Annotated in this window: 27 protein-coding genes and 1 tRNA gene; 20 read left to right on the forward strand and 8 right to left on the reverse strand. The window is 35.8% G+C overall.

What is annotated here, in order from left to right:
• Nucleotides 1–19 precede the first annotated feature (19 nt).
• From dxs to ABIL69_01045, 16 genes are all read left to right on the forward strand, one after another.
• On the forward strand, nucleotides 20–1879 hold the full coding sequence (gene dxs, locus ABIL69_00970) for a 1-deoxy-D-xylulose-5-phosphate synthase (GenBank protein MEO0122563.1): 1860 nt from the start codon (nucleotides 20–22) through the stop codon (nucleotides 1877–1879).
• On the forward strand, nucleotides 1876–7305 hold the full coding sequence (locus ABIL69_00975; GenBank protein ID MEO0122564.1) for a hypothetical protein: 5430 nt from the start codon (nucleotides 1876–1878) through the stop codon (nucleotides 7303–7305). Before dxs ends, ABIL69_00975 begins: the two co-directional genes overlap by 4 nt.
• A complete protein-coding gene (locus tag ABIL69_00980; protein MEO0122565.1) occupies nucleotides 7284–8075 on the forward strand; it encodes a M28 family peptidase in 792 nt (263 codons plus the stop codon). The genes ABIL69_00975 and ABIL69_00980 overlap by 22 nt, the downstream gene beginning before the upstream one ends.
• A complete protein-coding gene (locus ABIL69_00985) occupies nucleotides 8075–8392 on the forward strand; it encodes a helix-hairpin-helix domain-containing protein (protein ID MEO0122566.1) in 318 nt (105 codons plus the stop codon). The genes ABIL69_00980 and ABIL69_00985 overlap by 1 nt, the downstream gene beginning before the upstream one ends.
• Before the next feature lie 51 nt (nucleotides 8393–8443).
• Nucleotides 8444–9376: a sugar ABC transporter permease gene (locus ABIL69_00990; protein MEO0122567.1), complete on the forward strand. Its 933-nt coding sequence runs from the start codon at nucleotides 8444–8446 to the stop codon at nucleotides 9374–9376.
• Complete coding sequence (locus ABIL69_00995) at nucleotides 9369–10178, forward strand: carbohydrate ABC transporter permease (GenBank protein MEO0122568.1); 810 nt, start codon at nucleotides 9369–9371, stop codon at nucleotides 10176–10178. The genes ABIL69_00990 and ABIL69_00995 overlap by 8 nt, the downstream gene beginning before the upstream one ends.
• 3 nt (nucleotides 10179–10181) lie before the next feature.
• Nucleotides 10182–10394 carry a hypothetical protein gene (locus tag ABIL69_01000; GenBank protein MEO0122569.1) on the forward strand — a complete coding sequence of 71 codons (213 nt, stop codon included), beginning with the start codon at nucleotides 10182–10184 and terminating at the stop codon, nucleotides 10392–10394.
• 43 nt (nucleotides 10395–10437) lie between these two features.
• Nucleotides 10438–10513: transfer RNA gene (locus ABIL69_01005), tRNA-Val, on the forward strand.
• A 100-nt stretch (nucleotides 10514–10613) separates the two neighbouring features.
• Complete coding sequence (locus tag ABIL69_01010) at nucleotides 10614–11318, forward strand: C4-type zinc ribbon domain-containing protein (protein MEO0122570.1); 705 nt, start codon at nucleotides 10614–10616, stop codon at nucleotides 11316–11318.
• Complete coding sequence (locus ABIL69_01015) at nucleotides 11308–11745, forward strand: ribonuclease HI family protein (GenBank protein MEO0122571.1); 438 nt, start codon at nucleotides 11308–11310, stop codon at nucleotides 11743–11745. The genes ABIL69_01010 and ABIL69_01015 overlap by 11 nt, the downstream gene beginning before the upstream one ends.
• Before the next feature lie 2 nt (nucleotides 11746–11747).
• Nucleotides 11748–13097 carry a TrkH family potassium uptake protein gene (locus tag ABIL69_01020; GenBank protein ID MEO0122572.1) on the forward strand — a complete coding sequence of 450 codons (1350 nt, stop codon included), beginning with the start codon at nucleotides 11748–11750 and terminating at the stop codon, nucleotides 13095–13097.
• A 151-nt stretch (nucleotides 13098–13248) separates the two neighbouring features.
• Nucleotides 13249–13935 (forward strand): TrkA family potassium uptake protein, encoded by a 687-nt coding sequence (locus tag ABIL69_01025; protein MEO0122573.1) that lies wholly within the window; start codon nucleotides 13249–13251, stop codon nucleotides 13933–13935.
• The gene (locus ABIL69_01030) at nucleotides 13932–14189 is read left to right on the forward strand and encodes a tetratricopeptide repeat protein (protein ID MEO0122574.1); all 258 of its coding nucleotides are present in this window, start codon (nucleotides 13932–13934) and stop codon (nucleotides 14187–14189) included. The genes ABIL69_01025 and ABIL69_01030 overlap by 4 nt, the downstream gene beginning before the upstream one ends.
• Nucleotides 14190–15695 (forward strand): amidohydrolase, encoded by a 1506-nt coding sequence (locus ABIL69_01035; protein ID MEO0122575.1) that lies wholly within the window; start codon nucleotides 14190–14192, stop codon nucleotides 15693–15695. It begins immediately after the preceding gene.
• A 24-nt stretch (nucleotides 15696–15719) separates the two neighbouring features.
• Nucleotides 15720–16538 carry a YihY/virulence factor BrkB family protein gene (locus ABIL69_01040; protein ID MEO0122576.1) on the forward strand — a complete coding sequence of 273 codons (819 nt, stop codon included), beginning with the start codon at nucleotides 15720–15722 and terminating at the stop codon, nucleotides 16536–16538.
• A 19-nt stretch (nucleotides 16539–16557) separates the two neighbouring features.
• Entirely contained in the window at nucleotides 16558–18603 is a 2046-nt protein-coding gene (locus ABIL69_01045) for a glycosyltransferase (GenBank protein MEO0122577.1), read from the forward strand.
• 9 nt (nucleotides 18604–18612) lie between these two features.
• Here the strand turns inward: ABIL69_01045 and ABIL69_01050 are convergent, their stop codons facing one another.
• The 5 genes from ABIL69_01050 to ABIL69_01070 form a co-directional block, all read right to left on the reverse strand.
• On the reverse strand, nucleotides 18613–19080 hold the full coding sequence (locus ABIL69_01050) for a Spy/CpxP family protein refolding chaperone (protein ID MEO0122578.1): 468 nt from the start codon (nucleotides 19078–19080) through the stop codon (nucleotides 18613–18615).
• A gap of 24 nt (nucleotides 19081–19104) precedes the next feature.
• Nucleotides 19105–19647 (reverse strand): zf-HC2 domain-containing protein, encoded by a 543-nt coding sequence (locus tag ABIL69_01055; protein MEO0122579.1) that lies wholly within the window; start codon nucleotides 19645–19647, stop codon nucleotides 19105–19107.
• Nucleotides 19644–20156, reverse strand: coding sequence for a sigma-70 family RNA polymerase sigma factor (locus ABIL69_01060; protein MEO0122580.1), 513 nt, complete (start codon nucleotides 20154–20156; stop codon nucleotides 19644–19646). The genes ABIL69_01055 and ABIL69_01060 overlap by 4 nt, the downstream gene beginning before the upstream one ends.
• Nucleotides 20157–20257: 101 nt before the next feature.
• Entirely contained in the window at nucleotides 20258–20431 is a 174-nt protein-coding gene (gene rd, locus ABIL69_01065; GenBank protein ID MEO0122581.1) for a rubredoxin, read from the reverse strand.
• A gap of 70 nt (nucleotides 20432–20501) precedes the next feature.
• Nucleotides 20502–20831, reverse strand: coding sequence for a type II secretion system protein GspG (locus tag ABIL69_01070; GenBank protein MEO0122582.1), 330 nt, complete (start codon nucleotides 20829–20831; stop codon nucleotides 20502–20504).
• 186 nt (nucleotides 20832–21017) lie between these two features.
• On the opposite strand from ABIL69_01070, the gene ABIL69_01075 reads away from it, so the two are divergent.
• The 4 genes from ABIL69_01075 to ABIL69_01090 all read left to right on the forward strand — a co-directional run bounded on the left by ABIL69_01075 (nucleotide 21018) and on the right by ABIL69_01090 (nucleotide 23831).
• Entirely contained in the window at nucleotides 21018–21788 is a 771-nt protein-coding gene (locus tag ABIL69_01075) for a hypothetical protein (GenBank protein ID MEO0122583.1), read from the forward strand.
• A 77-nt stretch (nucleotides 21789–21865) separates the two neighbouring features.
• Nucleotides 21866–22804: a hypothetical protein gene (locus tag ABIL69_01080; GenBank protein MEO0122584.1), complete on the forward strand. Its 939-nt coding sequence runs from the start codon at nucleotides 21866–21868 to the stop codon at nucleotides 22802–22804.
• Between the two features lie 10 nt (nucleotides 22805–22814).
• Nucleotides 22815–23450, forward strand: coding sequence for a DUF4384 domain-containing protein (locus tag ABIL69_01085; GenBank protein MEO0122585.1), 636 nt, complete (start codon nucleotides 22815–22817; stop codon nucleotides 23448–23450).
• 45 nt (nucleotides 23451–23495) lie between these two features.
• Nucleotides 23496–23831: a hypothetical protein gene (locus ABIL69_01090; protein ID MEO0122586.1), complete on the forward strand. Its 336-nt coding sequence runs from the start codon at nucleotides 23496–23498 to the stop codon at nucleotides 23829–23831.
• A 5-nt stretch (nucleotides 23832–23836) separates the two neighbouring features.
• On the opposite strand, the gene ABIL69_01095 is transcribed toward ABIL69_01090, so the two are convergent.
• The 3 genes from ABIL69_01095 to ABIL69_01105 are packed head-to-tail and all read right to left on the reverse strand — an operon-like array spanning nucleotide 23837 to nucleotide 26206.
• On the reverse strand, nucleotides 23837–24478 hold the full coding sequence (locus ABIL69_01095; protein ID MEO0122587.1) for a hypothetical protein: 642 nt from the start codon (nucleotides 24476–24478) through the stop codon (nucleotides 23837–23839).
• A 25-nt stretch (nucleotides 24479–24503) separates the two neighbouring features.
• On the reverse strand, nucleotides 24504–25199 hold the full coding sequence (locus ABIL69_01100; protein MEO0122588.1) for a TIGR02253 family HAD-type hydrolase: 696 nt from the start codon (nucleotides 25197–25199) through the stop codon (nucleotides 24504–24506).
• Complete coding sequence (locus tag ABIL69_01105) at nucleotides 25196–26206, reverse strand: HIT domain-containing protein (GenBank protein ID MEO0122589.1); 1011 nt, start codon at nucleotides 26204–26206, stop codon at nucleotides 25196–25198. The genes ABIL69_01100 and ABIL69_01105 overlap by 4 nt, the downstream gene beginning before the upstream one ends.
• Nucleotides 26207–26219 lie beyond the last annotated feature (13 nt).

Raw genomic sequence — 26219 nt, forward strand, 5'->3', positions numbered from 1 at the left:
AATTTATATTAAACGAAAAATGGCTTTACTTGAAAAGATAAACAAACCTGATGATTTAAAAAAATATTCAGTGGAACAACTCCAGATTCTTGCAAAAGAAATTAGAGAAGAAATTTTAAAAACTGTAGCCAACAACGGCGGGCATTTAGCCCCATCATTAGGAGTTGTTGAACTTACTCTTGCTATTTATCGGGTATTTGATGGTGAAAAAGATAAAATTATCTGGGATGTAGGACATCAAACATATGCTCAAAAATTGATAACAGGCCGGAGGGAACTATTCTCAACTTTACGAACTTACAAAGGGATAAGTGGATTTCCAAAAAGGGAAGAATCAAAATATGACCATTTCAATACCGGACATTCATCAACCTCTTTATCTGCTGCTGCAGGTTTTGCTATTGCAAGAGACTTTAGAAAGGAAAATTATCATATCATAAGCATAATCGGAGATGGTTCGCTTGGTGCAGGTATGGCATTTGAAGCACTGAATTACATCGGACAATTGAAAAAAGATGTCATTGTAATTCTGAACGATAATGAAAGGTCAATCGGCGAAAGTGTTGGAGCCTTATCGCAGTATCTCACCAAGATAATTACCACAAGAACATATAACAGATTCCGTGATGACTTATGGGTATTTTTAGGCAAATTTCCGCCGTATATCAGGGATCGCGCAAGGAATTTCGCAAAAAGAATACAGGAAGGTATGAAAGGTTTATACTCACCTTCAGTTATATTTGAAGAACTTGGTTTCAGGTATATCGGACCACTAAATGGGCATAAACTAAACGAACTCATTGATACATTCTCAAGGATAAAAGAGATGCGGGGACCACGATTAGTCCACGTAGTAACAAAAAAAGGAAAAGGGTATAAAATAGCGGAAGAATCGCCAGAAAGATTTCATGGTATAGCACCGTTTGACATAAATACTGGCATAGAGAAACATAAATCCAACTCATACACAAACGTTTTCGGTAACGCAATTGTAAAATTCGCTGAGGAAAATAAAAAAATTGTTGCCATTACGGCTGGTATGTGTCTGGGCACAGGTCTGAAGGATTTTTCATTAAAATTTCCCGAACGATTCTTTGATGTCGGAATTTGTGAACAACATGGAGTCACTATGGCAGCGGCACTTGCACTTGAAGGTTATATCCCAGTATGTGCAATATATTCAACTTTTCTCCAGCGGGCATATGACCAGATTATCCATGATGTCTGTCTGCAAAATGCACCGGTGATATTCGCAATTGACCGTGCCGGACTTGTTGGGGAAGATGGGCCAACCCATCATGGACCTTTTGATTTATCTTATCTTAATTGCATCCCCAATATCATAATAAGTGCACCCAAAAACGGCACAGAACTGGTTTCTCTTTTAAAAACTGCGATAGAATATCGTAAGGGACCCTTTGCAATCCGTTATCCTCGCGGCAATTGTGTTCAACCAGTAAATTATAACATTCCAACGGTAGAAATTGGTAAATGGGAAATTTTAAATCAGGGTAAGGATTTTGCAATAATTGCCTGCGGTTCAACTGTCCAAACGTGTAGTGAAGTATTATCTTTATTGCAAAAAAATAAAATGAATCCATTTTTAATAAATGCCCGATTCGTTAAACCACTTGATTACGAACTAATTGATAAACTCAGTAGAGATTTGAAAACAATATTTATCGTTGAAGAAAACACTTTTTTAGGTGGATTGGGAAGCACAATCGCAGTATATCTATCAAATAAAAATTCAAAAATAAAGATTTATACGATCTCCCTGCCCGACAAATTTATTCCCCACGGTGCACGAAATATTTTACTCAATGCGGTCGGTCTTGACACCCATTCCATTGCGGATAAAATTATCAAGTTGTTATGAATTTATTCTTAATTCTTTTAATAAACCAGTTTACCCTGCCCTATGAGATTAAAACATTTGTTACTTCAGATATTCAGTATATAATATACACAAGATTTTATCAGGGGGAGTTAATCAGTATTGACAGCATTGTGCCCTTGCCCACCTATCTTTCTGCAGGATTAAAAAAGAAAAATCAGAAATTGCTGTTGAAAGAGCTCCAGAGCGATTTGATTAAAAAAGGTGGATATGCAAACAAAGGTTTGTTTGGCACTTTTGAAGTACCGCTACCCAAGGGTGGATTCAGCGATTTTATGGGCGAAACTGGTAAACTTGATGTAGGAGGATACATAAAGATAACCCTGGGTGGAACCGAGACCTTTTATTCAAATCTACCAGCAGACCAGCAAAGAACCTCACTCCTACCTGAGTTAAAGATGGAACAGGAAATGGCAGTTAACCTTGATGGCGAAGTTGGCGACCGTATGAAGGTATTCATTGACCATAATTCAACAAGGGTGGATGAAAATGAGAATAAAATTCGCGTAACCTACAAAGGCAAAGAAGATGAAATACTCCAAGAACTTGAAGGGGGTGATACACAACTTTCCATTCCCGGAACGAGTTATACTGGTGATATTCCATCCCATCAGGGGCTGTTTGGGCTTAAATCAACAGCAAAATTAGGACCGGTTGATATTGTTGGAATTGCTTCAAGGGAACAGACCCAGTTCAGTGAACAGGAAATAACCGGCGGGGCAGAAAGTATGCCCGATACAATCTGGGCAAGGGATTACCAGAAAAGACAATTTTTCTGGCTTGGGACCAGTGATTCAATCATTGAACTCCGTGTTTATATTGATGACGGTAATCCAGCAAATAATAATAATGGAATCACGCGCTATGCCTACGCATATCTTGATTTAAATGATGATAATATTCCGGATGACAGCCTCGAAAAAGAGGAAGGATTTTTTACTTTAAAATACGAAGGGCCTGTCCAGGATTACCAATTTTTTGGAAGAAGAGTGAATATCATTGAATTGAAAAACAGTCTTTATAATAATATTGAGGCACTCGGCGTTTATTATCGTAAAGTCAATAGTCAAGGCAAGGAAGATACTGTTGGTTTTATTGGTTCTGATACATTTAGATTAAAACTCATATGTCCGAGAACCTTTAGACCGACATCACTCACCTGGAAATATTATGAATTAAAAAATTATTATCGTATTGGCGGTCCGGGTGGAATGGTTGATACAATCAGAATATATCACAATGTAGCCAATGGTATTGATGAAGATATTTATCAAAACAGAACTTTATTATCCATACTCGGGCTTGATAATGATAATAATAATGTAGTGGACCCATACAATGGATATGGTGGATTTGATTTTAATCGTGGGCTCCTGATCTTCCCCGAGCCAACACCATTTGTCAACAACAATCTTCCTGAACCTGATTCCGAGGTATATACCAATCCCTATTATTCAATTGGACCCGACAAATATTACATATATACAAAATCTGTTCAGGTAAAGCGTATCTTCAGCATTCCATTTAACACAAAAAGAGTAAGAGTCTATATAAATGATGTTTTGATAGATTCAACCCAATATGTTGTGGATTACGAGGGTGGTAAACTTGAGTTTTTAAGACCGCTTTCAGTAACCGATAGAATCCGTATCCAGGCAGAATATACAACATTATTCTCTGCTTCCCAGAAATCACTCATCGGGTTAAGGGCAAACTCAAAAATATTTGGAGAAGGAAATTTAGGTTCTTCTTTCTTCTATCGCACGGAATCTTATCAAACCGCACCCTATGAACATATAAGACTAAATGAAGAGCCATATAATCGCATGGTATGGGAGGCTGATTTTGCATTACCCGGCAAGATTCCTTACTTAACAGAACTCATTGATAATCTACCACTGATAAAGACTGAAGCCGAATCAAAATTCAACATTAATTTTGAAGGTGCATATTCATTCTCAAATATAAACTCACAAAATGCGGTATATCTGGATGATTTTGAAGCCACGACCATAAACCATTCTGTCGCTTTAACAAAAAATTACTGGCATCTTTGTTCAAAACCAGTAAATCAGGATACTGGAAATTTTGCCAAAAAAAGGATAATCTGGTATAATCCACCAAGCAGAAATGTATTTAAAATGGAAGACATTTACAATAATCCGACTGATCCAAAGGCAATTGCTGAAGTTCTGCAGATTCAATTCACCCCTGATAATCTCCAATCCTTTGCTGGATTAACTCAATATATCACAAACACCAACCTTGATGAATGCGAAAATATTGAGTTAATTGTAAACGGTACGGGTGGTAAAATTCACATAGAAATTGCTGAAGAAATCAGTGAAGATCAATTGCGCAGAAATAAAAAAGGCGAACTCGTTGGTCTCAACACATTTGAAGACGAAGATAATGCACCAAGGAACTTTTCCTGGGATGCAGTCAACGAAGACAGGGGGCTTGATAATGTTGCGGGTAAAGATAACCAGAGTGTCAGTGGAGATGATGGAAATGATGATTATGTAGACGAGGATTATTCGGGTGGAATAAATGGAACTGAAGGAAATGGAATATGGGACACAGAAGATATAGACCGAAATGGAATATTCAACTTAAGTTCAAATATATACCATAGTTTTTCCGTGCATCTCGATTCAACACGATTTCTTGTTGAAGGAGGTCTAAAGGATGGCTGGAAGATGTTCCGCATTCCATTGAAAGATTCGTTGGCGCGCGATACTTCCTTTGGCACAATAAACTGGCAAAACATTAAGTTCGTTCGTATATGGTTTGACAATTTTTCCAAAACAGAAGTGATCTATATTCATAAATTGAGTTTGACTGGAAGCAGATGGAAAAATTATGGGATTGTAGCCAATGATTCTTTATATCCTGTTGATACAACAGAAAAATTTGTTATTACACCGGTTAATACTGGAACCCATACTTACTATCGACCACCTTATCCACTTCCCATAGACCCTATCACAGGAAAGACAATAAATGAAGGTGGTTTAGAATTCAATTTACTGAATGTCAAAGAGAATCATACCTGCATTGCCTATCGCAGGGTAGAAACGCAGGAGGATTACCGCGGTTATGATACATTGGTATTTTATTTTAGGACGCTACACTCAAATCCAGAAATTGCCCTGCGCTTTGGCTCGGATTCAAATTATTATGAATATAAAACTGATTATGAAACAGGGATATTGGGATACAATAATTGGCGAAAATACACAGTAATATTGGCTAATTTTCCGGAATTGAAGAAAAAAACTGGTGGTATTGGTAAATTTACCGAAGGTTCTTATACTGTTTCTGGAAATCCGTCATTAGAAACAAATCGTTTTTTTGAAATCAGAATCACAAATAAATTTACTACCCCACTCACCGATACGATGTGGTTCAACGATATCAAACTTACATCTCCTAAATATGAAATTGGTAGAATCTTCAGATCAAATGGCTCCCTAAATATTGCTGATTTATCAAGCATAATATTTGCTTATTCTGAATCAAACGGCAAATTCAAAAGATTATCAGAATCTAAAAATATTTCAACATCCGGTCCAGGCAGAAATTATGGTATAAATTCTACGATTTCACTTGATAAAATTCTCCCCACAACCTGGGGCTTCAGTATTCCTTTGGGATTGAGTTATAATAAAAATATTCAGGAACCGAGATACTCATCTACGATCGCATCGGATATTGAATTAGATGATTCAAGCCGTACATTGGAAAAATCAATGAGCACGGTCCGCGGTTATAATATAAGTCTTTCAAAAACCGGTTCCAAAAACTGGTTGATGAAACAGACCCTGGATAACCTTAGATTTTCCAATGACCGCACGATTAGCATTTCAAACGGTCCAAAAAATGCCGATACATCTGATTTAAGGAATTATCGTGGTGAATATAGTCTTGGACCGAAGGCATCAATTAGATTCTTTAAGCAACAAATATCTCTTCTACCCCAGACAATCTCTTTTAGTTCACTATATACAGAAAATTTGATAAAATCATATCGTCGCGATAGTCTAAATCAACCATTTAATACGAGTCCTGGTTATCCCCAGCATCGCAAGACACTTACCCCATCGTTTTCCACAAGTTACTCGCCACACCAAATTCTATCAACATCGTATAACTTTGCCCAAACAAGAGATTCGGTATCAGAGAAATGGCGTTTGGGTGAAGAAGTAAACCGTACCCAGACATTCAATAGTCGCATTTCAAAAGACTTGATACTTCTCAATCCGTCCTTACAATTTTCTGCGAATTACAACGAAGACCATAGATTTGAATTGCGTAAACCTTATGACCGAAGGGGAATTAACAACGCTTCCAATATAAGCATCTCGACAATCGCTGATATCAAAAAAGTGGTAAAATTTTTAACCCACCTGCGCGATGAATCAAAAGACAGTCTGCAGATCCCCGGCTCGCCGTTATGGGTCGTAAAACAGATTGAAACATTCGTTGACCTCATCCAGAATCCCAGCATAAGTTTCTCACGACAAAAATCGTCGGGTTATTATAGCAAATTAAGACCGGATTTAAAGTATCAATTTGGTCTTGTTGATACAATTCCATCGGATCAAATTGATCCCAATAGTTACTCAAGCCGCAGTATAACCGATAATTTTAGTGCAGGTTCGGGTATCAATTATAAGATATTTAGTTTGAATGGTAGTTACTCAAAACAAATTAATAGAAGTTTTGGTTATAGCGGTGATGAAAACAGAAGTGTGACTGAATCTTACCCGGGTGCAAACCTACGAATTTCAAGCGTAGAAAAAATTCCGATGCTCAAAAAGTATGCATACACATCGTCAATAAATATAGGTTTAAACCAAAATTACATGAGACTCTACAGGGTCTCTCCCGACACAACTCCTGAATTAACATCGGATAGCAAAACCCTATCTTTCAACCCATTACTCGGTTGGCAGGTCAACTGGAAAAGAGGTATTACCACCAACGCAAATATTAATTACTCCGAAACTCAAAATCATCAATATTCAGATATGTTCATAAATCCTTCCAAATCTGTAAATTGGGGTGGCTCAATGTCTTTCGCTTATACATTTAGTGCACCAAAGGGAATATCCCTGCCGTTGCTTCGTGGTATAAGATTTACATCAAATCTTACAACAAACATAACATACAGTTACAACCGCAATACAAGTTACGCAGCATCAATAGAAAATCCAAACGACCTTGATATGGATAATCCAGTGGCTGATAATGAAAATAGTAATATTGATGTTTCATTTAGTTATAATTTTTCAACAAGCATTACCGGGGGAGCGAATCTGAATTATTCCCGTAATCAAGACCGGGTTTTTAATAATAGTTATCGAAGGGTAGGTCTAAATATATGGGCAAATATAAATTTTTAAGAATTAATTTCATATTTTTGTTTTTCGTAGGTTTCGTTAGCGCAAAAGAACCGTATGATTATCTTGTTGAATTCTGCAAATTTGGTAATCGGACAATTGGAACCGAAGGGCATAGAAATGCCTTCAATTATATAATAAAGAATCTTAAAAACCCTGAGATAGATTCTTTCTTTATTGATGGCGTCTGGCTTTACAATATTTATCAGAAATTTCCGGGGAATGAACCACTAATTGGTATTGGCACACACTGGGACTCAGACCGGAATTGCCCTGGTGCCAACGATGGAGGCTCAACTGTAGCACTACTCTTAAAACTTGCTGATACCCTCTCAAAAAATCCTGCTGATATGAATATACATATTCTATTTTTTGACGGTGAAGATGTAGAAAAGGCTGAACTTTATGGCTCAACCCATTTTGCTGCAAAATGTCTTGATCATTATTCTTTCATATTGATTGTTGATATGGTAGGGGATAAAAATTTACAGATTTATAAAGAAGGTAATTCTACAAAATTCTTTCCTGCACTTGTTGACTCAATCTGGGAGATAGGAATGATTGAGGCGCCAGGTGTTTTTATTCCGACAATTAAATATTTTATCATTGATGACCATATGCCTTTGATAAAATATGGTATAAGGGCAATTGATATCATAGATTTTGATTATCCCTACTGGGACACACCCTTTGATACAATTGACAAATGCAGTAAAGAAAGTTTAGATAAAATGTATAAATTTTTATTACGGATAGTTTATCCAGGATATTGATGAATCGTAAAGAAATCATCATTCTATCTGTTTTGATTTCTCTTCTTTTAATAATAAATATCTTAAATTATGCAGTATGGAAATTCAACAAAAAAAGTTATGCTTTAATCATAGAAGAAGAGATGCGACAAATTTCAATCAACCTCGCCAGCGAAGAACAACTTGTAATGTTGCCTGGAATTGGTCCGGCATTAGCCCAAAGAATAGTTGAATTTCGCGAAAATAATGGTGAATTCAAAAAAATTGAAGATATAAAAAAAGTAAAGGGAGTCGGAGAAAAATTATTTGAAAAAATTAAATCCTATATAAAACTATAAATAGGGTTTTTTCAATAATTGACAAATAATTTTATTGGATTATCATTACCTGTGAATAAAAGAAAAGATAAAGTGGCTTATCTATTTCTGCTACCTGCATTACTAATAATTTGTATTTTCAGGTTTTATCCGATAATCCAGGCTATCGGTATGAGCTTATATAACTGGTCTATCGCGGGGCCACTGAAGTTCATATGGTTCAAAAATTATTACAAACTTTTCATAGATCCAAAATTTTATCAATCACTCATAAATACCTTCTGGTATGTTTTAGGGGTGGTCCCGCTAACAATTATTCTCTCTATAGTTATTGCGTATCTTCTGAATCAAAAAATTAAAGGACAGGGAATATACAGGACGCTCTATTATCTACCGGTTGTTACATCCATCGTTGCAATAAGTGTGGTCTGGCGCTGGATATTTAATCCCGACCGTGGAATATTGAATGCATTATTCAACTTGCTCGGTATCGCAGGTGTAAAATGGCTGAATGATTCAAGGGGAATTTTTGAAATAATCTTACATACTGACATTTCTGGTTTTTTTGCGGGACCTTCTATCGCACTCTGCTCATTAATGATAATGGCTATATGGCATAATATTGGATATTGTATCATTATCTGCCTTGCCGGACTTCAGAACATTCCTGCCCAGTATTATGAAGCGGCAAAAATAGATGGGGCAAGAGGTTGGGAGTTATTCTGGAATATCACAATTCCAATACTTTCACCAACAATATTTTATCTGCTGTTAACGCAATCAATCATTGCTTTTAATACATTCACCCCGGTTTATGTAATGACACAACCACCGGGTGGACCACTGGGGACAACAAGCCTGGTTGTATATTATTTATATGAACAATCCTTCAGGTTATGGAATCTTGGATATGCAAACGCCATTGCCTTTGTTGTCTTCGTTATTATCTTCGCCCTGACAAAACTCCAGCAAAAATTTTTAGAACAAAAGGTTTATTATGAATAAAAAGTTCATTCATTTGTTATTAATATTGGGAACGATATGGATGATTTTGCCATTTTTCTGGATGGTCTCTACTTCTTTAAAAACTCAGGATGAGGCATTACAATTTCCACCTACACTCATTCCTGAAAAACTTATGTTCAGCAATTTCATTGAAGCGTTCAAACAGGTTGATTTTACAAGGTATTTTATAAATACGCTGATCATGACCACGGGTTCGGTTCTTCTTGTATATTTTACAACCATTCTCTCTGCCTATGCCTTTGCCCGATTAAATTTCTTGGGTAGAGAACTTCTCTTCACTCTGTTTCTTGCGATGATGATGGTCCCGATGCCTGTATATCTTGCCCCCTCCTATGTAATACTCAGTAAATTTCGATTCATCGATACATTCTGGGCGCTAATAATCCCATGGGGAGTAAATATATTTGCAATATTCCTTTTAAGACAACATTTTAAAACCCTGCCCCAGGAACTTTTTGATGCTGCAAAAATGGATGGATTGAATCACTGGCAGATCATAAAATATATTGTCATACCATTATCCAAACCAGTGCTTATAACTATAGGTATTTTTGAAATAATAACAAACTGGAATTCTTTCCTCTGGCCCCTTATTGTAACACATTCGGATTCTATGCGCACAATTCAAACTGGTCTCGCCTATTTTGCGCAGGCTGAATCAACAAACTATCCCCTACTCTGCGCGGCATCTACATTCACCACCATTCCCCTGATAATTCTTTATTTCTTTGTGCAACGTCAGATTATGGAATCTTATGCCCGAAGCGGATTAAAGGAATAAAAAATGAAAATAATAGGAGAAAATGATGTAGAGTGGTACTCAGGGAAAAATGCCCGAACTTTTCCCAGGCGTGTAAATGTAGATGGAACCTGGCGGGAAGTATTAAGTTTTGAGAAACAGATCTTAGAGGAATTCCCATCCCGTAATAGATACACAATATTTTTGTGCCATATTGGAGATAATGAAATAGTAAAAGTAAAAATCTTTGGCTGTTGACTTTTATTAAAATTTAGATAAAATATAACTTATGCAAAGCAAAGGGCGGTTAGCTCAGTCCTGGTTAGAGCGTCTGCTTGACATGCAGGAGGCCACCCGTTCAAGTCGGGTACCGCCCATATTTATGTTAAATGCCAAATTCCAAATGCCAAAAAACAAAGTAATGTTTAAAATTGACAGCAAGTGGAATTTGGAGCAAGGGAGCGTGAGGTAAGCCAGATGGAAGAGGTCCTGGAAAGACTTATTAAGATAAAGGACCTTGATGAGGACATTAAAAAGAATGAAATTTCTTTGAAAAATATCCCGGAAAAGATTGCCGCACTTCAGAAGGAAATTGAAAAGAAAAACAATCAGTTAAATCAGGCGAAGAACCGATTAATAGAAATAAAAAAATCTTACAAACTAAAAGAGGGGGATATCGCCGAGAATGAAACAAAAGTCAGTAAATTAAATCAGCAAATCCACACGGTAAAAACAAATGAAGAATACAGGGCGATTTTAAAAGAGATTGAATATCTTAAAAATGCTCGTATGTCAATAGAAGAAGAAATGATAAATCTCCTTGAAGAAGAAGAAAAAATAAAAAGTACAATCGGAAATCTTGAGAAAGAAACAAAAGAATTTGTGGAAAAAAAGAATCGGGAGATTCAAGAATTGGAAAAACAAAAAAATCAGATCATTGATGAACAGGATAAAAAGAAATTTATGTTTCAGGACGAAATAAAAAAATTGCCTGATGACATAAGAAAAATTTATGAAAGAATTAAAAAAGCAAGGGAAAAGGCAATTTGTGTCGTCACCGATGAGGGAATATGCACAGGGTGTTATTCAAATATCACACCCCAGACCCTCAATGAGTTGAAAAAAAAGGACAAATTCATTCTTTGCGATTCCTGCGGCAGAATACTTATTTATGAATCTTGATGGTGTGGTTGCCTACATTGATGGTGCATCCAGTGGGAATCCCGGACCTTCAGCTATTGGGATTGTAATATTTGATAAACACAATTCAGAAAAACCACTTGCAGAAATTTCTCGATATATTGGTATTACCACAAATAATGTAGCAGAATATGAAGCGCTTATACATGCATTAAAATGGCTATCGGATAATAAGTTTTTAAATGCTGAGATATACATGGACTCTGAACTCGTTTATAAACAACTTATGGGCAATTATCGGATAAAAACACCGCATATAAAAATCTTGGCAGACCGTGTGCGAAAATTGCTAAATAAGTTTGAAAAAATTGATTTAAAAATGATTCCCCGCGAAAGAAACCGTTTAGCCAATCGGCTTGCACAAAGCATTGTCAAAAATATAAAGAAGAAAAAAGAGAAAGATTCTTAAAAATGAATCAAAAAAAAGAAATAAATCCGGCAAGAATTTTGATTTTCGGATATGTCAGCATTATAATTATTGGTGCAATATTGCTCTCTTTACCTTTCTCAACGACTAACGGCATTTCTTTTATAGATGCAATATTTACATCAACCTCGGCTTTATGCGTTACTGGATTGATCGTTAAAAATACTGCAATGGATTTTACCCTGTTCGGTAAATGTATAATACTTCTCTTAATACAGATTGGTGGTTTGGGATATATGACTCTATCCACATCTTTTTTTTTCTTTTTGGGGAAAAAAATTTCTTTGCGCGATCGTATGTTATTCAAAGAATCAGTTAATATCCTCAGTTATGATAATTTAATGCGGTTTGCCTGGAGAATTTTTAGAATTACATTTGTTGTGGAAATGATTGGGGCTATATTGTTTTATTTCAGTTTTGTAAAAAAATTCAGCCCACCGATTGCAGCCGGACACGCAATTTTTCATTCAATATCAGCGTTCTGCAATGCGGGATTTTCTACATTTTCTGAGAATCTAACACTCTTCGCAAATTTCTGGAATGTCCCTTTGATCGCCTCAGTATTGATAATCACCGGGGGCATTGGATTCATTGTGATATCAGATATTTATTATGTTTTAATAAAGAAACAAAGAAAAGAACTCTCACTCCATTCTAAGATAGTTTTAAAAACAACCATAATCTTATTGGTTGTAGGAACTCTCTTTATATTGTTTTATGAAGGACAAAGAAGTCTCGTTAATTATTCCCTGCCTATGAAAATAATTCATTCTTTCTTCCAGTCTGTCACACCAAGGACCGCTGGTTTTAATACCGTAGATATCTCTTCATTCTCTACCGCAACAATATTTTTGTTAATCGTGCTTATGTTTATCGGCGCCTCACCGGGTGGAACCGGAGGAGGTGTAAAAACTTCAACCTTCGCCCTTATGTTAATCTGGATTAAAGAACTTCTTTTTGGTAGATATAAAAATGATGTTACAACAATGAAAAAAAGAATTCCCCAGGAGCAGGCAATGCGTTCTTTTTTACTCATATCCCTGTCAGTATTTTTGATTTTGATTTCATTCTTTCTAATCTTGTTATTTGACCGTGCCCAACCATTAAAATTATTATTTGAAATTTTCTCGGCTTTCGGAACAGTCGGGCTATCACTTGGCTCAAACCTAAATCCATATTGTAATTATGTAGGTGAATTCTCATTATTTAGTAAATTGATAATCATATTATTGATGTTGATTGGAAGGGTAGGAACTTTAACCCTGGGAAGTGCCTTAATTAGACCCCGTAATTTTGATTTTTCCTATCCTGAAGAATCAATCGTTGTAGGATAATTCTTTAACAACAATATTGACATTTAGCCCTAAATATATATAATATTATATGCTAAGCCGGATAAAAAATTTCTATGTAAAGCGGGTTTTTTTATTACTTATAAAAACCCGCAATTATCTTTTTTCAAAGTTTTCTAAATAAGGACAAATTATGAAACAATTCGTTGTTATAGGTCTTGGTAGATTTGGTTCAAGTATTGCCCGGGCACTCGCGGAAAAAAATTTTGAGGTCCTTGCAATGGACCGCAATGAAGAAAGGGTTAAAGAAATTGAGGGGACTGTTTCCCAGGCAGTAGTTGTTGATGCTACTGATGAGAAGGCATTAAAAGAATTAGGTATTAAAGAATTTGATACTGCAATTGTAAGCATCGGCGAAAATATTGAAGACAGCATTATGGTTACACTTTTATTAAAGGAATTCGGTGTGAAACAGGTGATTGTTAAGGCACATAATGAACTACACGCCAAGATTCTCGAAAAAGTCGGTGCCGACAGAATAATCTTTCCTGAAAAAGAAATGGGTGAAAAATTGGCAGAAAGTCTTGCCAGTCCCAAAATTTTTGATTATATTGAATTATCTACTGAATATGGCATACTTGAAATAATTGCACCAAAAAAATTTTGCGATAAAACCTTGAGTGAATTGAAGCTTAGAGAAAAATTTGGAATCAGTGTAATGGCTATAAAAAGAAAGATGCCTTATACCAAACCCGATGGTTCACCTGATTTTAAAGAAGAAATAATCATAGGTCCAGGGGGTTCAGATGAAGTACTACAGGGTGATATTCTTGTTTTGTTGGGAAAATACAAAGATTTAAATCGTATTGAAAAATTATGAACAACGATTTTCAGGACTTACTGGAACTTTCGGAATTCTATATATTAAGCCAGAAATATGAAGAGGCAATAAAAATTCTAAAAAAGGCACAAAAAATTAATAATCGTGAACCTAAACTTTATTATAATTTTGGCATCGCCTACGAGGCGCTGAATGACCGAGATAAAGCAATAAATTCTTTTCGTCAGGCACTTTCTTTGGACCCAGATTTTCAATCCGCCCAGGAACATCTTAACAAATTAATTAAAGGATGAATGTCTTTCATTCTCCTGAAAAATTGTAATTTTGTTAATTTAAAGAAAAATAAAGTTAATAAATGCGACATTCTGATCACTAATGGTCGCATTTCAAAAATAATTTCTAATCCAACTGATGCAGAAAAATTGGATAAATTCCTGCATCGCAATTTTGTTGACTTTAAAATTTTCGATATTAAAAATAATTATCTAATATCAGGATTCGCGGACTCACACACCCATCTTCTTGCCCATGGTATAGAACTCCAGCGGGTGGATTTGAGTAAATGTTTTTCGCTTGATGAGTGTATTGAAAAATTGAAAATGGAGAAAGAAAGGGAGATTATCTTTGGGGTTAACTGGGATGAATCACTCTGGAAAAAGGGTAAAAAGAATGAATTAAACCGGAAGATACTGGATAAGATTTCAAAAAATAAACCAGTGGTTATGCGGCGGGTTTGCGGGCATTTTGCAGTTTGCAACACAAGGGCGCTTGATTTCATTTCTAAAGAATGGAAAATCGTGGATAGAGAAAACGGCTGGCTCTATGAAGATGCTGCGCTATATCTCAACAGGATATTCAAACCCAATTTTGAAATGTATAAAAAGGGACTTGAGCTGGCAACACGGCATGCCCTCTCATTGGGAATTACATCAATCCATGAGATTACCGATATAAATGGATTCAAAATATATCAGTTGTTAAAAAAACAAATAAAATTGCGTGTTGCATTATATATTACAACTGACATTTTGCCACTAATTGGCATGGGCATTCAATCCAATTTCGGAAACGACTTTTTAAAATTTTCCGGGCTAAAGATATTTATGGATGGTTCAATTGGTGCCCAGACCGCAGCAATCAGAACACCTTATAAGAATTCAAGAAACCGAGGAAAAATTCTCGTTTCTGAGAAAAATTTATTAAACCTGGTCCGAATGGCAGAAAGTAATTCAATTCAGTTAATGATACATTCAATTGGTGACCGTTCAACAGATCTGGTTTTAAAAGTTTTCAAACAGATAGGGATTAGAAAAAATCAACTCCGTCATAGATTGGAACATATTGAGATACTTCACTCAAAACAGATAAAGGAAATAAGCAAATTAAATTTAATTGCCTCAATGCAACCAAATTTTTTACGCTGGCAATTTCCCGATAATATGTATGAAAAAGCTCTTGGTTTAAGGTTTAAAGGTATGAATTGCTTTAAAAAGATAAAAAAAGCAGGGATAAAATTGATTTTTGGTTCCGACTGTATGCCTTTAGGACCTCTATATGGTATCAAACTTGCGGTCAATCATCCATTTTATGAAAGCCGATTGTCACCCGCTGAGGCGATAACCCTGTATACTCAATCTCCGCCTTTTGCAACTTTTGATGAGAATAATAAAGGTATGATTGAAGAGGGAAAATTTGCTGACATTGTAGTGCTTAATAAAAATCCATTAATCAAAGAAAATCTTGATGATATAAAAATCTTAAAAGTTTTCGTTGATGGTTGTCTCGTTTATAAAAATTGATAATAAAAACTTCCGTAGCATTTTATGAGAAATTTTTTCTGGGTCTTCAAAGAAGCATATAATAAATTCAATATTGACCGCTGCCCATTGCTTGCTTCTGCACTTGTAAACGCATCCATATTCAGTCTCTTCCCTTTGATTCTCGGGATACTATCATTTTCATTCTTTATTCTTGGTTCATCCCAGGGGATCATTGAAAAAATTCTTCCAATTTTAAAACAAATAATACCCATAGGCCTTGATGAAATAATAAAAAACATTAAGGCAGTGAGGCAGACATCAATAATTGTTGCAATCATTGGTATGCTCGGCTTTTTATGGGGTTCAGCAAGTATATTCGGAGCGATTGAATCAAGTTTGAACCTCATCTGGAAGGCAAAGAAAGACCGGCCCTTCTTTAAAAAAAGTTTGATCACCATGGCATGGGCTTTTATTATTTGGATATTATTAATTGCTACGGTTGGTATTACATTCTGGGCGAGTGCTATTGGCTTAAGGGGAATCATTAAATTATTGCCACTTTTGAATATAATCATAAGCACAATAATTTTTGGACTCATTTATTGGTTTTTCCCAAATCGTAAAGTAAAATTTAAAGAAGCATATATCGGCGCAATATTTACAGGAATATCGTGGGAATTAGCCAAATTTCTATTTACCCTTTATATTACAAGGGTTGTGGACTATTCTAAAATATTCGGTTCACTTTCAGCAATAATATTACTGCTACTCTGGTTATATTATTCTGCCTTTATCTTTCTTTACGGCGCAGAAATAAGTTATGTATATGCCCGCCGAAAATTTTTAAGAAAAAGGGGCAAAATTCTTGACATTCGCAAATAAATCTCTATAATTCATCAGAATGGAAATTGAAGTTTCTATAGTCATCGTTAACTACAATGTCAAGCATTTCCTTGAACAGTGCCTTATGGCAGTAGAAAAGGCAAGGCATAATCTTAATATTGAAATTATTGTTGTGGACAACGCATCCGTTGATGGCAGCCAGTCAATGATAAAGAAAAAATTTCCAGGTGTAATACTTATTGAGAACCAGAAAAATTTAGGATTTGCAAAGGCGAATAATCAGGCATTAAAAATTGCCCGAGGTAAGTATATCCTTATATTAAATCCTGATACCCTTATTCAGGAAGATACCCTAATAAATTTAAAAAACTTTCTTGATGAACATCCTGAAGCAGGTGCAGTGGGTTGCAAATTGATAAATCCTGACGGTTCTTTTCAGGTAGCAAGTAGAAGAAGCATTCCCACACCCTGGGTTGCATTTACCAAGATTGTTGGTTTGAGCAAAATTTTCCCCAAGAGCAAAACCTTTGGTAGTTATAATCTAACATATATTTCGCCGGATATAGAATCTGAAGTGGATGTCCTTTCGGGTTCTTTAATGCTGGTGCGTAATGAAATACTAAGAAAAGTCGGGTATTTTGATGAAGATTATTTTATGTATGGCGAGGATATTGACCTTTGTTATAAAATTAAAAAAGCAGGAAGTAAAATTTACTACACACCGAAGACAAAAGCAATCCATTATAAAGGTGAAAGCACAAAGAAGGGCGAATTTTCTTATATCACAAATTTCTATTCCGCAATGTTAATCTTCATTGATAAGCACTTTAAAGACCATTATTCTCTGCTTGTCAAATCTATTTTAAAAACTGGGATTTACTTGAGAGCATATATCGCGTTTCTCACTTCCTTTTTTAGAAGTATTGCTTCACCATTGATTGATCTCCTCTTAATTATAGTAAGCATTTTTGTTGCAATCAAGATATGGCTTCCCCATTATGCACTGATTAGATTTCGCATCATATACCCGGTCTACACGTTTATCTGGTTCGCAAGTATTTATCTTTCAGGTGCATATCATACCAAGGGTAGATACCACATAAAACCAATCATTGGTGGTGCCCTCGTAGGTTTTTTATTAAATTCAACATTTACGTATTTTTTTAAACAATTTGCCTACTCAAGGGTTGTAATTCTCATTGCCTTTGTTCTTATTATTATAATCTTAAGCATATGGAGATTGGTCTATCGCTGGATTGGTCCGCATGCAATCAAACACCCCTTATCAAAACTCAGAAGGACAATCATTGTTGGTGCCGGAAAAGAAGGTTTGAGAATTTTAAAAAAATTGAGGGCAAGACCTGACATACCATACGAAATTTGTGGATTTGTTGACTTTGATGAAAAAAATGTAGGCAAAGAAATTGATGGCGCTGAGGTTCTCTCAACAATTGAACACATTAAGGAAGTAATTAAAATCCAGAAAATTGACGACGTAATCTTCTCCAGTGACCGTTTGAGCAATAAACAAATCCTTGAAACAATCTCTTATGCAAGTGGCACAGGAGTTAATTTCCGTATCGTTCCAAACGAACTTGAGTATATCATTGCAAAATCTTCTGTGGATGAAATAGATTCCCTGCCTTTATTGGATTTTGTAAGTTCATATGACCCGATAGATTTAATCGTCAAGCGCGGATTTGATTTAATCATTTCGGTTTTAGTCATTATCTTATCTTTGCCGTTTTTTTTAATTAACCTGCTTATTGGTGCCAGAATTAAAGAGAAAAAAATTTATACCGAAGGTGGTGGAATAGGAGTAATCTATATCTTTGAAAAGGGAATCCCATTTTTAAAATATCTTCCCAGCTATCTTTCTGTTTTAAAAGGAACAATAAGTCTTGTTGGTGCCGAGATAATGGAAATAGATAAAACAAAAGAAAAACCTGTATACAAACCTGGTCTCACAGGTTTTGTCCAGATTAAAATGCGTGAAAAAAATAAACAGTTAGGAGTACAGGAACGGGATTACTACAATCTGTATTATCTTAAAAACCGCTCTCTCGTCACCGACCTACAAATTCTTATCAGGTCAATTTTTTAATCTACTATATTATTTTTCCGGTGGCGGAGGATGTCTTCGCCATCTTATCTCTCTTATTAAATCCCTAATTTCTTTTTCAAATTCCTCCTGAAATATTATAAATTTTGCTTGCTGCTCCGGAGTCAATATTTGCTTTATTTCTTCTAATTCCTTCAACTGAGATTCAAATCTTTTTTTCTGTAATTCTTGAAGTCTATTAAGGGTTTTTACTATTTCCTGCTCTTTTGCCTTCTCGTCTAAAAGTTCTTTCAATTTTTGAATAATCTCCATTCTCTGTTTGTGGAATTCCTGTTCGTTTTTTCTCATTTCCTTTAATCTTGGGAAAAGTTTTGTTATTTGTTCTTCAGAAAGGTCAAGTTCTTCAGTCAATTTATATACCCTGACCTTCTCAATTATTTCCCTCGGATCTTTTTCTTCAGATTTTCCCTGGGCAAAAATGAAAAGCAATGGCAAAAAGAAAATAATAAATTTCTTCATATTACCCCCTTGTATAGATTCAACTTAAAGATATTGTTCGCCAAACTTATTATACAGAATTTTAATAAATTCTTCTTTCTCATTTTGGTCCATTTCCATCAACGCCTGCGTAGGTTCAATTCCCAGATATTCTTCAATAACATTAAATTGATTTATTAAATCATCATCAACAACCCTTTCCAGTAAAAGGCTGTTTAAATTTTCATCCTGAAACAGATTTGTAACAGATACAGGTATTTCAATTGATTGTTCTTTCTTTAAGTTGAACAGAATCAAGAAAATGACCAGACCAAATACCGGTGCCAGTATACCCAAAAACTTCCAGGCAGATCTCTTTAAAGTAATCTTCTCTCTACGAATATTTTCCTTTATCCTTTTAAAGAATTCATTTTCAGGCAAAGGGATTTCGTCTTTATCAATCAATTCATATAATTTTCTATATTCAGATAACTCCCGACGACATTCTTCACATCCACCAAGATGTTCCTCGAACAAAAGCCTCTGTTCCGGCGTCATCAATCCTTCTATATATTCCAGTATCAAAATTTTATTCTTACATTCCTTCATAAATAGTCCTTTAATAGAGACCTTAGTCTTTTAATTGCCTGAAAATGGTTTGCCTTTGCTGCACCTGTTGATATTTTCATGATCTCGCCAATTTCTTCAAAAGTATATCCTTCAAAGTGCCTGAGAATAAAAGCCGTTTTCTGCCTTTCGGGTAACCTTGCAATTGCATCTTCAATTGCCTTTTTCAAGATTAGATTCCTTTCAGCCGGATTGGATATTGAACCATCAAGTTCTGTTGTCTTATGTAATTTCCGTTTAAATGAGATACAGGTATTGACTGTAATACGATAAACCCAGGTGAAAAATTTGCATTTTTCATTAAATTCTTTAAGGTTGTTATAAATCTTGATAAATATTTCCTGGGTGAGTTCCTTTGCATCGTCTTCATTCCTAACAAACCGATAGCAGATTGAATATATCGGTTGTTGATATTTTTCAAATAGTGCATCAAAAGCAGTCTCATCTCCACTCTTATATCTTTTAACAAGTGATGAATCCTCATCATTCATTTTATTTTGACGCAGGTTTGTGGCTGATTGGTTTAATCAATAATTAGATTAACAGTAGCAATGATTGAATTTTTCTATAAAATCTAATTATTAGTCTTAAATTAATATTCCTCCTCGGTATAAGGTTCAAATTGCTCTTTCTCTGCACCACATTCAGGGCAGACCCAATCATCGGGCAATTGTTCAAAGAGCGTTCCGGGTTCAATCCCGTTATCGGGATCCCCGTATTCTGGGTCATAAATATAACCACAGATAGTGCATTGCCATTTGCCCATTATACCTCCTTTAAAAGCATTTTTATTATATTTAAGAATTCAATTCTGTCAATAAAAATAATAAATCTTTTTACTTGTGCTGAGGGCATATAATAGTTCCATTTTCGGAATTATATATATATCGCTGTCCGGTCACTGGACAATATGTTTCCTGTAAAGGAATATCTTGCAATTCATCAAGACTCTGTGGATATTTACCATTCTCTGCGTAATACAATTGGATTGCGTTTTCAATCTTTTTTATCTGTGTCTGACATTGTAAAATATGTGCCCGCTCAGGTGGTGATACAGCATGCTGTGTCTCTATGGTCCCGCGTGTATAAACTGTTCCTGCCTTATAAACCAATATCCCCACAATAAAAAGACCAATTACAAGACCAATCAGTGTATATGGCTTCATACTCTATTATAAATAATCCATATAGAATGTCAACCATTGAAAATAAATCCGCTAAGTATTCAGCAAAAGCATAACCAATCTTTGTGCATTATGAACAAATTTTGTGCACCATCATATAAAAACCCTTTAAATTTCATAAGTTTTTCCTGGCACAGAATTTGCATATTATATGGTTAGAGGTGCAAAATGAAAAGAATAAAAAATCTCTTCCAATTGATTTTAGTCTCAACCGGATTACTCTTATCGCCCTGCTGTTATGAAGAAGCCGACCATGAACCGCCCGCAGTCCCCAGGGGTTTGACATCGATAACCGGTGACGAAGAAGTTATGCTCACCTGGTATCAAAATAACGAACCAGACCTTGCCGGATATAGAATCTATCGTGGTCCAGCACCCGAAGGGCCATATTACCTTATTGGTGAAACGAATCTTGATTATTTCCTTGATTGTGGCCTAATAAATGGACAAACCTATTTTTATGCAATATCTGCCTTTGATATCCACAATAACGAGAGCGAACTCTCTTACGAACTTGTATTTGATACACCAAGACCCGAAGGTTTCAATCAGAAGTTATTTGATTTCACGGTCTATCCTGAATATGCGGGCTGGGATTTCAGCAATTACACGGTTGTGCCCTATAATCATCCGTATTGTGATTTTTACTTTGGCTATGATGAATATCTTGGCTCATATTATTTTTATATCCGGAGGCCTGGTGGACTTATCCAGGATATGGGGTATACTGCTTCATTTGATGAAATTGGGTATGCACCTGACGATGGCTGGTCTCCAACAGGAATTGTTGAAGCCATTGTAGGACATACCTATGTTATCTGGACCTGGGATAACCACTTTGCAAAAATAAGGGTTGCATCATTAAAACCTGGTTATGTGATATTTGACTGGGCATACCAGGTTGACCCTGGCAACCCTGAACTGGTGAGGAAAAAATGAAATTTATTCAGCGTGAGTCTGCTTTGCAATCCACGGTTATTCGCGGATTGCGAAGCGATAATAGAAAGGAGGTTAAAATGAAACGCTTGATTTTACTTACCCTTGCCACATTGCCGCTCTTTGCCTTCACCGTAAATTTTGTTTATTGCGACTATGATGATGACGATGGATACTGGTGTGATGAATACTGGGGGCCAGATCCTGAATGGTGTGATGGATACTGGGTATATTATCCACACGGTTATTACTGTGTGTATTATGTCTGGTACCATCCCTGGTGGTGGGATTGGTATTGGTGGCATTGTCACTGGTGCCATTACTTTGACTGGCATTTCTTCCGTGCCGGATTCTATGTGGTATGGTATGAGGACGGTTACTGGTGGTGGAGACCGAGATATGGAAGATGGGTAAGGTATAAACTACCTTATGGTTATGCTGAATTTAGACACAAGGCAAGGTCATACGGAGTAAATCTACCTGATAAACCACCAAGAGAAATTAATCTTCCTTATAATGAAAAAGAAGTCATAAGGTTGACAAAGGAAAAAGATCCGCAATTATATGCCCGTATAGAGAAAGAACATAAAACAGGAAATCTTGAAAAAATCAGGAAAGATTATGAGAACAAAGTGAAAAGAGAGATCGCAGTTAAGAACGAAGAATATAAAAAGACAAGAACTCAGTCCCCCTATGACCAAAATGAGAGATATAATAAAGACGAAACAGATAGAATTATCAATAGAAAAAGCGATGAAAGATACAATCAGCAAAAATCAGAAGAACGCGAACCGCGAATCATAAAAAAACCAAGAAGCATCTCTGATGAATCAAACATACCTGAAGAAAGAAATCAGAACAGAAATACAATAAAACCGCCTAAATCAAACAACATTGATCATAGAGACGAATATAATGATTCGAACCCGAAAAATCCAAAAACACCAATAAGGAATCTGCCACCAACAAACCCCGATAATGAGAAAAGAAATGTTAAAAAAATGGGATGGAAAAAGTAAGGAGATAAAAATGTTGACTGCGATCTTTTCTCTGATAATCACATTGGGAACACAATTTGATATTACAAATCAAATTAATATTGACATTTGGCTGGACAGAGATGATTACACATTTTATCCCGGTGATAGACTGAAAATATTTTTCAAGACGGATACGGACTGTTATGTAGCGGTCTATGATATTGATGTTGGGGGAAGGGAAAATCTTCTCTTCCCCCCGCAAGGGGAAAATGGACATGTCAAGAAAGAACGCATTTATGAATTACCACCGCCGGATGCTGATTTTGATTATGAAATAACCGGTCCTGAAGGGATTGAACGGATAATTATTCTCGCTTCAAAAAATAAATTACCAGTCTTAAGCGATACCCTTGAGGTATTCAAAAAAGAAATAGAATTATCAATTGAAGAACCTGAGCCGGCAAAATTGAGAATAATATCAACACCGCCAAAATGTAAGATATACATAAAAGAAGTGATGTCAGGTAAAAGGGTATATATCGGTAAGACTCCACGCACGATAGTCTTGAAACCCGGTGAATATATCGTGGAGATAAAAAAATTTGGTTATCAGACAATAAAAAGAAGGATCTTGCTTGAACCTGATGAAAAAAGAAGGGTCTATGTGCGTCTATTGCCCTGGTAAACTTGACAAACAATTTTATTTATATATAATTTAAGGAGTGAAAAAATGGATAAAATAATCTTAACAATATTATTATTCTTTGCTCTTACCTGGGCAGTCCAACCCGTTTCAAAAACGGATAAAGTTAATAAGGAACCTGTTAGTAACATCCAAATCCACGATAACGAAGAAAATCAAGAAGATACAAAGCCTATACAAATAAAAGATAGGGAACCAAAAGATTCAAAGAATGACCATTTTATTGATGTTGATTCAAACAATGTTAATGACCAGCGCGAAGATGACCTTTTGAAGATTAAACAATTGAAGACAAAATTTAAAGACTTATTCAAAAAAGATACAGAAAACCAGCCTAAAAAACCAAGCAGGCGAAAAAAATAAAACTTCTATCTATATTCTTTTAGAACTATACTATTTTTGCCGGATGAATCAGTGTACTTCACAAAACGATGTGGATATGATTTTTCAATATGAAAATAGAATTTCATCTTTGTAAACACAACTCTTGGTATCATCATAATCTTCCAGCAATCAAATGTGCCGGCAGGCACACTGACGATATCTTCACCGATAACTTCTAAATCAGCATTTATTATCATAAATTCCGGCACATTCAATCTTATCCTTTTTTTAAAATCCCTCTGATATTTAAAACCCCTCAATACAAAATCAAGGGTATGACGGTCATAAATCGGATTTTTTTCATCATAATGATTCTTTCTACCCTGATAGTTCACTTCAAAAAGATGGTTCTTTTTAACACTTAACTCCCATCTTCCTCTTATAATCTTATTCAAATAAAGTGTCTGGAGATTAATCGTATCAAGGATTGCCTCCACTATACGGTCTGACTTGTAAATTACATTATAACCAACAGTATCCTTTTTTAGTATAACTTCAATCATTCCAATCTTTCCTTTATCATTTGTTTCATAAACAATATACTCACTATCAGGCAATACGGATTGAGTGTGCGTTGAATCATAGAATGATAGAAAAATAAAGCTTACAATAATAGCAAGATTCACCATGCAATTAAATGGTAGTAAGTAGTTAACCCCTTTTATCTTTTTCGATTATATTTTCAATAATATCAAGCAATTGTATTATATCATCAATCTCATAATCCGCACCCGAATTCTTGGTGCCAAATGTATCACCATACCTGGCAAAGACTGTTTTCATTCCAAGAACCTTTGCACCGACAATATCTCTTTCTGCCCAGTCTCCCACCATTATCGCTTCGTCAGGTTTTAAATTTAATCTTTCAAGGGCTATTTTGAATGGCGCGGGGTCGGGCTTTCTTTTATAAGTATCTTCAAAGGTCACAACGAGGTCAAAAAGATGGTGCAAATTTAATTGACATAATCTAAGCCAGGCTTGCAATTTAGGCGCATCGGTAACGACGGCAAGTCTCAGTCCCCTTTTTATCAATTCAATGAGCGTAATATAGACATGGGGATAAAGGACGAGCGTTGCTTCCCTTGCCCGACGATAACCAACAATCCCGGCGGCATGAATCCTCGGTTCAATATAGCCAAACTCACGGGTCAGAAATTTATCAAATACGGTCTGGTCTTCGATACCGACCTCTTTATATATCTCAAATATTTTTTGTTTGGCGATATTTTTATCCATCTTCAATCCTGCATCAATCATCGCGCTTACTGCAGAATCAACCGCTGCTTCCTTCATCGCAATAAAATCAACAAGGGTATTATCAAGGTCAAAAATAACACCTTTTATCATAGACACGACCTTATAACCCGCGCGGATTTTTCAGGGCTATACCGATTGATATAAAAACCCGTACCCAGTTCAAAGCCAGTAGTTCTGAATATCCGTGGAATTATTTCTATATGCCAGTGATAATCCTGTTCTATCGTCTTCCAGTAATCAGGCCTGGGCAGGAGATTTGGACTATCCATAAGAACAAGATTATATGGTGGATCGTTAAACCCATTACGAATTGCTGTAAATATCTTCTTCACAACATAAGCCAGTTCACTCAATTCTGATTTGTCTATTAACTTGAATGAAAATTTATGATTCTTTGGTATAACCATAACCTCACCCGGAAACCTTGAGGCATAAGGTGTAAAGACAGCGAATTTCTCAGTCTGGAATATTAGCCTCTCACCCATTTCTATTTCCTGCTGTATAATATCACAGAATAGACAGCGTTCTTTATAACGATAATATTCGTATGCACCGTTTAGTTTCTGTTTCACACGATTAGGTGTCGCAGGCAGGGCAATCAGGTCTGAATGGATGTGGCTGATAGTGGTTGAACCCGCGAGCCGTCCATAATTTTTAAAAATCAAGACATATCTTATTCTTTTATCTTTATGAAGGTCATCAATGCGAAAACGATATGTATCAAGGATTAATGCAATCTGTCCTTCCTCAAGGTCGGCAATATTTGTGACATGCCTTGGAGATTCAATAATCACTTCGTTTGCACCAGTTCCCGTCACCATATCATAAACACCGACACCAAATTTTTCCAGTTCACCTTCAACCCTTAAAATGGGATTGATATTGGGAACTACCCTGACCTTCCATCCCGGTGAATTAGGCTGTGAGCCATCTCTTATTGCATATATTTCCTTGGGTGTATTCAACTCGTTACCTTCGCAGAATGGGCATGGACCGTCAGGGAATGGAATATCGGCTGAAACCGCTGGAATTTCATTGTTTTCTGTATCAATAATTACCCAGGTGTCGGTCACGATATCCCTTCTTACCTCAGACATCAAACCTCCTTTG

Source organism: candidate division WOR-3 bacterium (genome assembly GCA_039802005.1).
Lineage (GTDB): Bacteria > Hydrothermota > Tepidihabitantia > SM23-42 > JAOAFX01 > JAOAFX01.